8 protein-coding genes are annotated in these 13,237 nt (G+C 70.4%); 3 read left to right on the plus strand and 5 right to left on the minus strand.

Going from position 1 to position 13,237, the window contains the following annotated elements; all coding sequences use genetic code 11:
* Positions 1-7 precede the first annotated feature (7 nt).
* Positions 8-2,809 carry a choice-of-anchor D domain-containing protein gene (locus tag VF106_RS11445; RefSeq protein ID WP_330839609.1) on the minus strand — a complete coding sequence of 934 codons (2,802 nt, stop codon included), beginning with the start codon at positions 2,807-2,809 and terminating at the stop codon, positions 8-10.
* Positions 2,810-2,996: 187 nt separating this feature from the next.
* Here VF106_RS11445 and VF106_RS11450 point away from each other — a divergent pair, with 187 nt between their 5' ends.
* Positions 2,997-4,343 carry a hypothetical protein gene (locus VF106_RS11450; protein ID WP_330839610.1) on the plus strand — a complete coding sequence of 449 codons (1,347 nt, stop codon included), beginning with the start codon at positions 2,997-2,999 and terminating at the stop codon, positions 4,341-4,343.
* 200 nt (positions 4,344-4,543) lie between these two features.
* Positions 4,544-5,176: a response regulator transcription factor gene (locus VF106_RS11455; RefSeq protein ID WP_330839611.1), complete on the plus strand. Its 633-nt coding sequence runs from the start codon at positions 4,544-4,546 to the stop codon at positions 5,174-5,176.
* Positions 5,177-5,308: 132 nt separating this feature from the next.
* Here VF106_RS11455 and VF106_RS11460 read toward each other — a convergent pair whose 3' ends face one another.
* The 3 genes from VF106_RS11460 to VF106_RS11470 form a co-directional block, all read right to left on the minus strand.
* A complete protein-coding gene (locus VF106_RS11460; RefSeq protein ID WP_330839612.1) occupies positions 5,309-5,980 on the minus strand; it encodes a response regulator in 672 nt (223 codons plus the stop codon).
* The gene (locus tag VF106_RS11465) at positions 5,980-8,250 is read right to left on the minus strand and encodes a sensor histidine kinase (protein ID WP_330839613.1); all 2,271 of its coding nucleotides are present in this window, start codon (positions 8,248-8,250) and stop codon (positions 5,980-5,982) included. Before VF106_RS11465 ends, VF106_RS11460 begins: the two co-directional genes overlap by 1 nt.
* 491 nt (positions 8,251-8,741) lie before the next feature.
* On the minus strand, positions 8,742-10,166 hold the full coding sequence (locus VF106_RS11470) for an aminotransferase-like domain-containing protein (protein WP_330839614.1): 1,425 nt from the start codon (positions 10,164-10,166) through the stop codon (positions 8,742-8,744).
* A gap of 65 nt (positions 10,167-10,231) precedes the next feature.
* Between VF106_RS11470 and VF106_RS11475 the strand changes: the two genes are divergently transcribed.
* Positions 10,232-11,341 (plus strand): pyridoxal phosphate-dependent aminotransferase, encoded by a 1,110-nt coding sequence (locus VF106_RS11475; protein ID WP_330839615.1) that lies wholly within the window; start codon positions 10,232-10,234, stop codon positions 11,339-11,341.
* A gap of 437 nt (positions 11,342-11,778) precedes the next feature.
* Here the strand turns inward: VF106_RS11475 and VF106_RS11480 are convergent, their stop codons facing one another.
* Positions 11,779-13,038 carry a hypothetical protein gene (locus VF106_RS11480; RefSeq protein WP_330839616.1) on the minus strand — a complete coding sequence of 420 codons (1,260 nt, stop codon included), beginning with the start codon at positions 13,036-13,038 and terminating at the stop codon, positions 11,779-11,781.
* Between the last annotated feature and the right edge of the window lie 199 nt (positions 13,039-13,237).

Consider the following 13,237-nt stretch of genomic DNA (forward strand, 5'->3'; position numbering starts at 1 on the left):
GGCAACCTCAACCTCGGACGACGAAGTCGGCCGGGGTGACGGTCGGTGTCACGATCAGCAATGGCCGTTCCGCCTTGAGGGCGGTGCCGTCGATGGTCCCGGTCACCAGCCGGTTGCCGACCGACGACTTCGGGAAGATCAGCAGGGCCTGGCTGAACGCGCCAGTCGCGTCGGCCACCGCCGTCGCCGTCTCCGGCGAGCCGGCGACGGTGATCGCCACCGTGCGGTTCGGCGCGAAACCCGTGCCCGTCACCGTGACCACGCGGCCTGGCTGCGTCACGGCCGGGGACAGCTGGAGCACCGGGGTGCCGCCCTTGCCGGCCAACCCGATCAGGTGTGCGTCGCCGCCGGGTGCGTTGTCCACGAACCGAAGCACCGCCGGGCGGTCGCCCGAGGCGGTCGGCGAGAACCTGACCGTCACCTGGCACGTCCCGTTGGGGCGCAGCGGGATGTCCGAGCACGTGTCGGTGGCGATCGTGTAGTCCGCCAGTGCCACGGTCGACACGATCGCCACATCCGTGATCGTCAGCGGGGAACCGCCCACGTTGGTCACCGTGACCGTCTGGGTTGGACCGTCCGAAAGCAACAGTCGGTCGCCGAAGTTCAGCGGGTCGGGGCCTGCCGCGAACCGCGCGTCAGCCGGCGGCGGCAGCTCTTCCTTGGTTCCCTTGCCACGCAACGGAACCGTAAACTCCCGGCCGTCCCGCAGCGTCACCCGCAGCGTGCCCGTGCGGTCCGCGGCGGTGGTCGGCGCGAAGGTGACCGACACCTCGCAACTGCCCGTCTGCTGCAGGATCACGGCCTCACCGAGGCAGGTCTGCGCGCCGAGCGCGAACTCGTCGGTGCCCTCGATCGTGATCTCCTCGATCGTCAACGGTCCCGTGCCGACGTGGTCGAAACGCACGACCTGGTCGAACGTGTCGCCCAGCTCGACCTCACCGAACTCCAGCGGGCTCGGGTCGGCCTTCAGCTCCGGCCGGAACGTCCGCACGAACACGTCCGTCGCCCGGTTGTCGTCGACCACGTTCGGCACCAGGTTCGTCGCCTGCGAGTCGAACGCGACCGTTGAACCGTTGTGGGAGAGCGTCGGCGGCACCCGGTAGGGCGGCGAGTCACCGTTGCCGGCGCACGACTCGCCGGCGGGCAACTCCTCGGCGCAGTCCTCGCCGGTGCCCGCCGACACCAGCGTGCCGGGCAGCCGGGTTTGCTCGGTCCGCAGCCGTTCCCGGTCCACGACGAGGTCACGCACCACGACCTGGCACACCGTGCGCTCGTCGCGGGCCTCGGACGTCGGCGGCAGACCGGACAGGTTGACCATCGGTTTCCCGCGCAGGTCTCCTTCGCCTCGGTTGAGGCAGCTGTAGTCGTCGGTCCCGAAGTCCACACCGTCGTGGGCGTTCACGTTGTCCGTGCCGAACGCGACGAACCGCCCGTCCCCGGACAGCGACGGGCTGAACCCGTTGACGATCTCGTTGTCGTTGTCGCGGGACGCGACGATCGAGTCGACCGGCCTGTTCTCCGCGTCGATCCGCACCACGAACACCATCGGCTGGTCCGCGACCGAGTACCAGCAGCCGTCGGAGCAGACGTCCTCGTACTCCTCGGCCTCGAACGCGATTTCCCCACCGTTCGCGGAGATCGCGGGCTCGTCGAGCCGGACCGTCTCGTCCGCCGACAGGTACGTCGGCTTCTCCGGCGTGGTGTCGGTGTCCCAGTCGACGCGCAGCACGGCGCCGGACCTCATGTCCTTGCGCAACACCGCGTGGTAGGAGATGTAGGTCGGGAACTCGATGTCGCCTTCGACGCGGACGAAGCTGGCGACGAGCACGACGAAGGCGCCGTCACCGGACACGTCCGGCGACCACTGCCGCGTTGGCGGCTGGTCGCCGATGCGGGTGTCGATGATCTCGGTGGTCTTGGGCTTGCCGACGGCGCCGCCGGGCTGCCTGAGCACCGCGGTGCGCACGACGTCGAGGTACAGGCCGCTCGGCTCGACGTAGTCGTCCTCCCAGACGAGCCGGCTCGCGTCGTCCGACAGCTTCGGGACGCGCGGGTCGTCCACGCGGTAGCGGCCGCCCGATGAGGTGGACTGCCACTGCGGCTGGGTGACGCGGAAGTACGTGTAGTCCCGCTCGACGATCTCGTCGTCCTCGCCGACCGTCCGGGTCTCGTCGAACTCCCCGTCGCCGTCGGGGTCCCGGTCGCACACGAGGATGTCCGAGTCGTCGTCGTCATCGTCGGAGACGATGTTGTCGGCCCACGTCACGAAGGCGACGTAACGTCCGTCGGCGGAGATCGTCGGTGCGTAGCTGCTGTCGCTGGGCGGCACCTCACCGGGCACGACGGGCGGCGGCTGTCGCCTGCCGTTCAGCGACAGCTTCGGTTCCCCGGCCAGTCGCGGTGGCGAGTCGATCGTGATGTCGGTCGTGGGGGGCGGCGTCGTCGAGCTCGGCGGAGGTGGTTCCGGGCGCGTCAACTGGCCCCGGCTGATCATCACCGTGCGGTTGTTCCGCAGGTCCCTGACGTAGACGTTCTCGTGCCCACCGGTGTCCAGGTCGTCCAGCTTCGACCGGCTCGTGAACGTCACGGCCGTGCCGTCCGCCGACAGCTCCGGGGACGACCCGCCCTCGGGGGACTGCGTCGCGTCCGGGCCGTCCACGACCGAGGCGCGGACGGTCGTGCCGGGCGCCACCGCGGCACGTGCCGTCGTGCTCTGGCCGGACACCAGCGCCACCGAGGAAACGGCGGCAACGGTTGCGGCGATGGCCACCGCGGCGGCACGCTTGCTGCGGAACAAGGATTTCGGCACGGCAGGACCCTCACTGGTAGGCGTGGTTCACCGCGCCTGACCGTAGGTGGAAACGAGCGTGACCGGCCCCGGCGCGCGGGTGGCGTAGTGGACGCGTGGGTGCGCCCGATCGGGCAGCGCGGCCCGCCCCGCCATGCTCCCCTGCGCAAGCTGTCCGTGACCGCGCCGAGCCAGACACTGCTTTCCCATGGGAGCAACCACGTCGCTGGCGAGCAGGCAGCTGTCCGTGACCCCGGGCCAGTCGATCGAGGCGAAGATCCTGGTGCGGAACAACGGCACGCTGGTCGACCAGTTCACTTTGGACATAGTCGGAGACTCGCGGGAGTGGGCCGAGGTCGAACCGCGCATCCTGAACCTGATGCCGGGGCAGGACGTCGAGGCGACCGTCCGGTTCTCGCCACCGAGGAACTCGTCGGTGCTGGCCGGACAGGTGCCGTTCGGCGTGCGGGTGCTCTCGCGCGAGGACGCGCCGAACTCGTCGGTCGCCGAGGGCGTCATCGAGGTCGAGCCGTTCATGGACCTGCAGGTCGAGCTGTCGCCGAAGACGTCGAAGTGCCGCACCAAGGCCGTGCACGAGATCGTCGTCGACAACTCGGGCAACTACCCGATCCCGGTCGAGGTCGTCACGAACGACCCCGAGGAGCAGCTGAAGCTGACCCTCGACCACGGCTCGCTGGTCGTGCAGCCCGGCACGTCCGCGTTCCTGAAGCTGAAGGCCAAGCCGCACGACCGGTTCCTGCGCGGCCAGGACAAGCGGCTGCCGTTCGGCGTCACCGCGACCTCCGGCGAGCTGCCGCCGATCAACGCCGAAGGCACGGTCGTGCAGCAGCAGCTGCTGCCGAAGTGGCTCCTGCCGGTGGCGGCGACCGTGCTCGCGGCCGCGGTCGTGTTGACGGTGCTGTGGTTCACGCTCGTCCGCCCGACCGTGCAGACGGCCGCGAGGCAGGCGGGCGAGGAGGCGGCCAAGGAGCAGAACGCCGAGATGATGGCGGAGGTCGAGGACCTCGGCCAGAAGGCGGACGAGGCGGGGCAGAAGGCCGAGGAGGCCGAGCAGAAGGTCGAGGAGATGGAAGCGGCCGGCGGGGCCGATGAGGGTGGCGGCGGCGGTGGTGGCCGCGGCGCCACCGAGGACTCCAACGGCGTCAACATCGCGTCTGGTCAGGCCGTCGACTTCCGGATCACCACGGACGCGGAGGCTCAGCCCGACCTGGACGAGTTCGAGTCGTTCGGGGTGCCGGAGGGCGCCGTCCCGGCCGACAAGACGCTGGTGATCACCGACATCATCCTGATGAACCCGCGCGGCGACAACGGCACGCTGCTGATCAAGCGCGGCGATGACGTGCTGTACGAGACGGGGCTCGCGAACTACCGGGACCAGGACTTCCACTTCCTGGAGCCGGTGGTGATCAGTCCGGACAAGCCGCTGACGGTCGAGGTGAGCTGCCAGCTGCCCGGCGCGCCGGAGCCAGCGGACGGACAGTGCCGCCCGTCGGTGTTCTTCTCGGGTCGCTTGGCCGGCGGCGCGGCCGGGTGACGCGTTAGTCCTTTTGGGCCCTCGGCGTTCGCCGGGGGCCCTTTTACGTGAGCGGCCGGGCACTCTCGGTGGTACGGACGGGCAAACCCGGGACACAGGTCCCATGCGCCCGGGACGCACGTTCGGGCAACCTTTGCTCTGCGCGGGATTCGACGTGCTGGGCGTCGAGTCGGGGGCGCGCTAGGGAGAGCGGAAATCTGATGCTGGAGCAAAGCCGTATCCCGGTCGTCGTGCGGGCGACCGATCCGATCCTGCAGAGCGGTGTCCAGATGGCACTGCGCACACGGCAGGAGGTGTGGCTGGTCGACGAGGACGCCGCGTCCCCGGAGGCCGTGGCGCTCGTGGTGACCGACCGGTTCGACGACCGGGGGGCGCAGCTGCTGCGCACGCTGCAGGTGCGGGGGTTCACCCGGGTGGTGCTGATCGCAGGGGAGTTGGAGGACACGGAGATCCTGACCGCTGTCGAGGGGGGCGTGTGCGCGGTGGCACGGCGTGCCGACACGACGCCCGACGTGCTGGTGCGCCTGGTGAAGGCCGCCGCCGCGGGTGAGGGGGCACTGCCGCCGGACCTGCTCGGCCGGCTGCTGAACCGCGTTTCCCGGCTGCAGCGCCACGTGCTGGAGCCGCGCGGCCTGCACCTGGCGGGCATCACCAACCGGGAGACCGAGGTGCTGCGCCTCGTCGCGTCCGGACTGTCCACGAAGGAGATCGCCGACAAGCTGTGCTACTCACAGCGCACGGTGAAGAGCATCCTCCACGACGTGACAAACCGTTTCCAACTACGCAACCGCTCCCACGCGGTGGCCTACGCCCTCCGCGAAGGCCTGATCTGACCTCACAACCCGCGTGTCCAACACACTCGACCCGCGAGTTCAACAAAGCTGCTTACCGCTCGGTCAGCGGAATTGTTGAACTCAGGGGTCCGGAACGTTGGACACGCGGGTCTGGTGTGTTGGACTCGCGGGTTACTGGCCGTGGTTGCCTTCGCCAAGGCCTGCTTTTCTCGCGCGGACTATCGCTTGGGCGCGGTCGGCCACGTGGAGCTTGGTGAAGATGCTCGAGACGTGGTTGCGGACCGTTTTCGGGGACAGGGACAGCTTGCGCGCGATCGTCGAGTTGCTCTCGCCGTCCGCGATCAGGGCCAGCACCTCCCGCTCACGGGAGGTGAGTTCCGGGAAGATCGGGTCCGTGGTCTGCACCGGGCCCGCGTTGAAGAACCCGAGCACCCGGGTCGCGATGTCCGGCCCGAAGATCGCCTCGCCCCGGCCGACCGCGTGCACCGCGCGGACGATCTCCTCCTGGCCCGCGCCCTTCAGCAGGTAGCCGCGGGCGCCCGCGCGCATCGCAGCGAACACCGACTCCGTGTCGTTGAACATGGTCAGCACCATGATCCCGGTGCCAGGCCGCTCACTCACGATCTGGCGCGTCGCCTCGATGCCGTCGATGTCCGGCAGGTGCAGGTCCATCACCACGACGTCCGGCTCGAACGTCCGCGCAGCGGAGACCGCGTCCCGCCCGCTCGCCGCCTCACCGACCACGTCGAGCGACGGCTCCTCCGCGAGCACCGTGCACAGTCCGAAGCGGAACAGGGGATGGTCGTCCACGACCAGCACCCGCAGCCGCGGTGTCGCCTCCATCAACTCCCCTCCTTCGGCAACGGAAGCGTAGCGAACACCCTTGTCCCGCCGTCGGAATCGGCTTCGATCAGGCACTCGCCGCCCAGCTCCGTCGCACGCTCCCGCATGGACGACAACCCGACGCCGCCGTTCCTCACCGCCGGCAGCCCGACGCCGTCGTCCACGACCTCGACGTGCAGGTCGTCGTCGATCCATAACCGCACCGCGCACGACTTGGCCGCCGCGTGCCTGGTCACGTTCGTCAACGCCTCGCAGATGATCCGGTACGCCGCCACGTCCACCGGCGCCGGCAGTTTCGGCATGCTCGACGGCACCTCCAGCACGATCGTCACGCCACCCTTCTGCTCGTCGCCGCCGGCCGTGCGGCTCGCGAGCGCGCCGGCGTACTCGCGGATCGCCGGGATCAGGCCGATCCGGTCCAGCACCGGGGGCCGCAGACCGTGCGCGAGCCGCCGGATCTCGACGATCGCCGCCTGCAGCTCGTCCCGCAGGCGCCCCAACAACTCCCCGGTCGGGGACTCCTCGCCGACGGTCCGCCGGCTCACGTCCAGCCCGAGCGCCACCGCGGCGAGCGTCGGCCCGACACCGTCGTGCAGCTCGTGCAGGATCCGGCGCCGCTCCATCTCCCGCGCCTGCACGAGCCGGTCACGGCTGCGGCGCAGGTCTCGGGTCAGCCGTGCCGTGTACACGGCGGCGCCGGCGTGCCGGGCGACCTCGGCGAGCGCGATCCGGTCCGGCCTGGTCAGTTCACGCTGCGAGGACCGCCGCCCCACCACCAGGTTGCCGACCCGCTCGCCGTGGAAGGTCAGCGGCATCCGGTACAGCTCCCCGGTCGGCGTCCCGACGCTGGCCGCTGTCTCGCTGCGGCCCCGCGCCTGGATCTCGATCGCCATGTGCGGCAGACGCAGCGCTGCGGCCACGGTCTCCACGATCTCCGGCAACATCGACGCGGCGGTCGGGGTGTTCTCCAGCCGCGACGCCAGCGCCGACACCACCCGGTACGGGTCGTCCCGGTCCCCGTACAGCCGCTTGTTGATCAGCGACTGGAGCCGTGCGCGAACCGGCTGCGACAGCACCGCGATGGCCGCCACCACGAGCGCCTGCCACCACACGTTCGTCACCGGCCCGAACACCGCGGACCACGCGCCAAGCACCGCGAAGTACACGCCGATCGCGCCGATCGTCAACGCGCCGTAGACGACGGTCCGGCTGACCGCGACCTCGATGTTCAGCGCCCGGTGCCGCAGCACGGCGGCGGACATCGCGATGGGCACGGCCATGAACGGCAGCGCCTGCAACTCGTACGCCACGATCGGCACACCGGTCACGATCACCGGCACCACCCAGGTGGCGAAGTACGCGGCGGCACTGCCGATGAGCGCCACCAGCTGCCACATGATCGGCCGGGCCTGCGGCTCGCCACGGTGGCGCAGGTACTTGCGGACCAGCACCGTGGTGATGAGCGCCGGGTAGACGAACAGGTTCGGCAGGACGGGCACGTTCCGGACGTAGAGCCGTTCGATCGACTCGCTGAACATCATGTCGTTGACCAGCCAGACCAACCCGTAGAGCACGAGCGGCCCGACGTACCCGGCGGCGATCTGCCAGCGCTGCCGGCGGGTCACGGTGGTGCCGGGGAACACGATCGCGAAGTGCAGGACAGCGCCCCACAACAGCGCGAACGCCATCTGGCCGGTGTAGTGCCGCCAGAACTGGCTCCCGGCGACGAGGTCGACGGCCGTCAGCGGGAAGAACCCGCACCCGACGATCGCGACGATGCCGATCGCCGAGGTCATCAGCGTGGCGTGGGCGGCGGGATCCCGCGGCCGCGCCCAGAACACGGTGATGGTGGTGGCGAGCAGCAGGCCGCCGACGAGCACCATGGGCCACCAGTTGGCGAGCGCGCCCAGAATCGGGAAGGGCTCGAGCGTGACGCGCAGAACCTGGCGCTCACCGTCCCGCTCGACGACGTAGGTGAGCTTGTCGCCGACCTCGACCGCCTGCCCACCCGGCATGCGCGCGACCCGTTCGGCGAGCCGCTGCCCGTCGATGACCAGAACCTCGTCACCAAGCTCGAAAACACTGCCTGGTTCGGTCGCCGAAACGATGACGTGCCCGATCGAGACAGCACTGTCCGCGGGACTGACCGTGGCACCGTCCGTGGGCGAGGTCGCCCTCGACCAGATGCACCAACCGGCAATCCCGAAGAGGACAAGAGCGATCAGTAGGAGCGAGGCGGGTACGCGCCGCCCGCCCGCCGGGCCGAACACTCATGGATCATCCCGCACACCGCGCCTCGCGGGACAGAGCATTTGGACACGGCTGCCCGATGGTGCGTACCGGACCGACCACCAGGCCGGCCTCAGCGGCTTGCTTGGCCGTTCAGCCAGTTGCCGAGCACCGTGCCCAAACCTGACACGAACGGGTGACGCAGTTGCCATTTGCGCTGGCAGACCCCCGCTTCTGTCGGTGCCCCCGGGTAGCGTTGAAATCGGGGGACCCCCGGGGGCACGAAAGGACCATTCGCTCGGGTTCGGCAGCCGGGGCTGTTGACAGGTATTCCTGAGGTCGCTCGCTTCGGCCAGGTTTCCGAGGGAACAGTGGCGGGCGCTGTGGCTGCGGAGAGCGCGGCGCTTGCGGGACTTGGCCGGTGTCCTGAAAGACGCGATCGGGACGTTCAACGACATGAGCGCGTCTTTCAGGACACCGCTTCCGTGGCCCCGGTGTCCGAGCGAGTCGGCCGACTCGCTCGGTCAGAGCACTACACCGCCATCGCCGGTGGGGACGTGACGCGGCCTTTGGGGGCGCGGTAGTCCTTCCATGCCGCGGCCAGTCGGTGTGCGGCTTCGCTGAGCTGTTCCTGGGAGACGAGGAACTGAATACGTACGTACTGCTCGCTGTGCCCGTCCGCGTCGAGGCCGACGCCTGGTAGGACCGCGACGCCGTGGCGCAGCGCCGTTTGGGCGAACGACGTGCCGTCGCCGTGTGGTAGGCGGATCCACAGTGTCTGGCCGCCTCGCACGGCGGGCGCGTGCCAGTCAGGGAGGTGTCGGGCGAGTTCGGCGCGCAGGTGGTCGTGGCGGGCCTGTCGCCACACGGCTCCACGTTGCCGCAGGATGTCCAGGCGTGGCAACAGATCCGCGGCGGCCAGCTGTGCCGGGACGTTGCCGCCGAGGTCGTGTACGGCCCGCCGCCGCGCCAGCCGTGCGATAACCGGCACCGGTGCACGGACCCAGCCAATGCGCAGCCCGCCCCACACGACCTTGCTGAGTGACCCGATCGTGATCACCTGATCGTGGTACGCGGCCAGTGGCGGTGGTGTTTCCTCACCGGGGAAGCCGAGTTCGGCGGGCACCTCGTCTTCGATCAGGACGACGCCCGCCGTGACCGCGGTTTCGACCAGGCGGCGGCGCGGCAGCGCCGGCATGACGGCGCCGGTGGGGTTCTGGAAAGTGGGGATCACGTAGGCGAACGCGGGGCTGTGCTCGGCCACCGCGGCCGCCAGACCAGGGAGTCCGACCGGCAGCGTGCGCGGCACGGCCGCTTCCTCCCGGAACGTTTCCAGCGCACCGGGATACGTCGGCGCCTCCACCAGGACCCGGTCGCCCGGCCGGACCAGCGCACGGGCCAGCAGCGAAAGTGCCTGCTGCCCACCGTTCGTGACCAGGATCTGGTCCGGCGCGGTGGGCACGCCACGCTGCTCGTACCGGTCGGCGATCGCGCGCCGGAGAGTGGGATGCCCCATCGGGTGATAGCCGATGTCACCGTCTGTGCGGGCCAACTCGGGCAGCGTCCGGATGTACGCCTCGGCCAGCTCCGGGGGTGGCGCGTCCGGTGCGGCACACGCGAGCAGGATCACGCCGTCCCTCGGTTCGAGCAGGTGCAGGAACGAGGGCGCGTCGGTCGTGGCCCGCACCGACGCCGCCTCGGCTCCGGCGACGCGGGTGCCGCTGCCCTGCCGACGGACGATGCGGCCTTCCACGGCCAACAGCTCGTACGCCGTGACGACCGTGGTGCGGCCGACCGCGAGCGCCGACGCCAGCGCCCGGTCCGGCGGCAGCCGTGCGCCGGGCGGCAGCTCGCCCTCGTCGATCAGCGCACGCAGCCGCGCGGCGAGCAGTACGTACAACGGTCCACGCCCCGACGACCAGCGGCCGAGGCGCTCCACCAACCCAATTGGCTCCATCGACAAACCAATTTACCGCAATTGGCTCTGCCGTGTCCCGGCCGGCGTCACGAGCATTGGGTGTCATGACGACCTTCGCGCCCAGTGCCATATCGGCGCTGCTCGACAGCCCCGTGCGCTACGACCTCGCGGAGAGCACGAGCCCGCCGCTGACCCTCGGCGAACTCGCCGAACCGGCCGAACTGACCGACGTCGTGCTCGGCTACGGCCCGATCGGAGGTGACGCCGAACTTCGCGCCATGATCGCGGCCGATACCGGAGTGGCCGCCGACCAGGTGCTGGTGACGGTGGGCGCGATCGCGGCGATGTTCCTGCTCGCGCAGGCGACCTGCGCACCGGGCGACCGAGTTCTCCTTGCCACACCGTGCTTTCCGCCGGCCCGGACCGTCCCAGAAGGACTCGGCGCACAGGTGGACGTCGTACCGCTGTCGTTCGACGACGGCTACCGGCTCCCGCTCGGCCGGATCGCCGACGCGCTGACACCACGAACCCGGCTGGTGTCCCTCGCTTCGCCGCAGAACCCCTCGGGCGTCCGCTTCACCGAAGCGGAACTGCACGCGCTGCTCGACGAGGTGCGGCACCGCGCACCGGAGGCGGTCGTGCTGGTCGACGAGACCTACCGCGAATCCACCTACGGCGAAGCCAAGATCCCACCATCGGCGGCGGCGATGTCCTCGCGGGTGGTCACCTGTTCCTCGCTGTCCAAGGCACACGGCGCCCCCGGCCTACGACTGGGCTGGCTGACCACGAGCGACGCCGAGCTGTACGGGAAACTCCGCGAAGCCAAGTTCCTGACCGCGATCGCATGCTCCACTGTGGACGAGTTCCTCGCCGCCCGGGTTGTCAGTCGCCGCACGGACTTCCTCGCGCCCCGCGCCCACCGACTGCGGCAGGCACTGGACGAACTCGTTGCGTGGACCCATGACCAGCCGGTGGACATCGTCCAACCGGACGGCGGTGCCATCTGCTGCCTACGCCTCCGACCCGACCGGTTCCCAACAGCCGCGGTCGCCGACTTCTACGCCCACCTCGCCAAGCGCGACACGCGGGTAGCCCCGGGCTCCTGGTTCGGCGAGGACGACCGCGTGTTCCGCCTCGGCTTCGGCCACCTGTCCCCGCCGGACTTCACAGCGGCCCTGGACCGCCTCGCGGACGCCCTCACCGCCGCGAGGTGAACTCACGAAGGGACCGTCGGTGCCGGCCGCCTGTGGACAACTCGCCCGCACGACAAGGAATTGTCGGTGGCTGCCACTAGGCTGGAAACCGGGGGCCGGAGGCCAGCGGAGGCTAGAGCGAGCGGCTAGAGCGAGCGGCTAGGACGAGCAGTGGGGCCGGTGGGCGATGTCTGGTGGGTCGGCGTCGGCCTGGCAGGCGGTGGCTCCGGGCGGCTCGGGCCTTTCGGGCTGATCCGGGTCGCTTCGGGCCGTGATGTCCCGCGCGGGCCGGGGTCGGGGCCTCCGCGTCCTTCGGGGACAGCAGCAGGTCCAGGTCCGGCCACGACAGGCCCAGCGCCGGACCGCCGAAGATGAGCTGACGCCTCGGCCCTCAGACAGATTCCCGCGGTGAGGCGCGCTACGGGTTCACGCCGGCCGCACCGCGGGATGTGTCTCGCCTACTTGTCGTTCTGCTTCGAGTCGTCCGAGAGTTCCGGGGCCGGGGGAGCGGCTGGCAGGTCGGTGAGGGGCGTCGCGTCGGGCTTGGCGGCTTGATCGCCAGTCGGCGTCGGGGTTTCGGGTTGGGGTGCGGAGCCGTTCGGCGCTTGGGTTTCGGGTGTCTGAGCGGGTGGGGTGTCGCCGTTCGGGACCGGAGTGGCTGGTGCGGGGGTGCCGCTGGCCGGTGCCGCAGGCGGGGTCGCGGTGCCCGCTGGTGGGGTGACGGTGGTCGAGGCTGGTGTGCCAGCCTCGGGGGTCGGCAACGGAGTTGCGGGTGGCGTCGAGGACTCCGGCGCGGTGGTGGTCGCCGGCGTGACAGGGGCCGGTGGAGCGACGGGGGCAGGGGGTGCGACCGGTGAGGGCGGCGTGACCGGGGTCGGCGCGGCGTCGCCGGACAGGGCGGCGGCCACGGCGCCCGTGCCGCTCGCGGTGGCGCCGCTGACCACCTGCGTGGTGTCCGAGTCGTCGTCCGAGGACGAGGCTGCGGAAGAGGAAGGCGCGGCGGTCGCTGGCACCGGCACAGCCACCGGAGGCGGCGCGACCGCGGCGGTGGCCTGCGCCTGCCGGTACCCGTAAGGCGCCGGGAAGCCCATCCGCGGCGTGTTCGGTTCCACCCTGGCCTCACGTGGGCGCTGGCCGATGTGGGCCAGTACCACCGCGACCAGTGCCAGTGCCAGCCCACACAGCGGCAGGATCAGCCCGAGTCCTGCCGAGAAGTCCAGTGACTCGCCGGCTTCCAGCTCCCGGTCGTTGTACGCGGACGCCTGCTCCACCACCGCCATCGTCTGGAGCAGCATCACCCCGGCCAGTACGCCGAGACCCGTCGACAGCAGCGATCGGCCACCCGACGTCGGGCCCGACGTCCTGGTGCGTGACGCCACGAACGTGAACACCGCGCCCAGCACCAGCAGCGCCGCGACCAGCACGAGCGCGAGGCCGAACAGGCTCGACTCGCCCTCGAACATGTCTTCGCCGGCGTTCGTGTAACCCCACCAGCCGCTGTCCGTGCCGAAGACCGAGGGTTCGCCCTCGCCTTCGAAGGAGTTCCGGAACGTCGTGATGGACGCGAACGAACCACCGACGACGACACCGGCCGCCACCAGCGCGAGCACGCCGGCGAGCAGGCTGGTCAGGCCACCGCGGGACGGCTTCGGCGGCGGCGCGAACATCATCGGCTGCGGTGGCTGATACGGCTGGTAGCCGGGTGCGGGCTGAGTCACACCGGGAATCTTGCCAGTGCCCGTAAGGCACATGTTCGTCGCCCGAACGGACACCCGCCGCCCACTGGGCCGGGGTCGGCGGAACTGCGCTACTGAGGGCGTGAGCGGAGCTTGCGGAGCGAACCATCGATATTCAGGCTGGCGCCGAGTCCGCGGAGGGCGCCGGAGAAGCGGAGCTTGCGGAGCGTTCCGGCACCAC

It is taken from the genome of Actinophytocola sp., assembly GCF_036378875.1.
Lineage (GTDB): Bacteria > Actinomycetota > Actinomycetes > Mycobacteriales > Pseudonocardiaceae > Actinophytocola.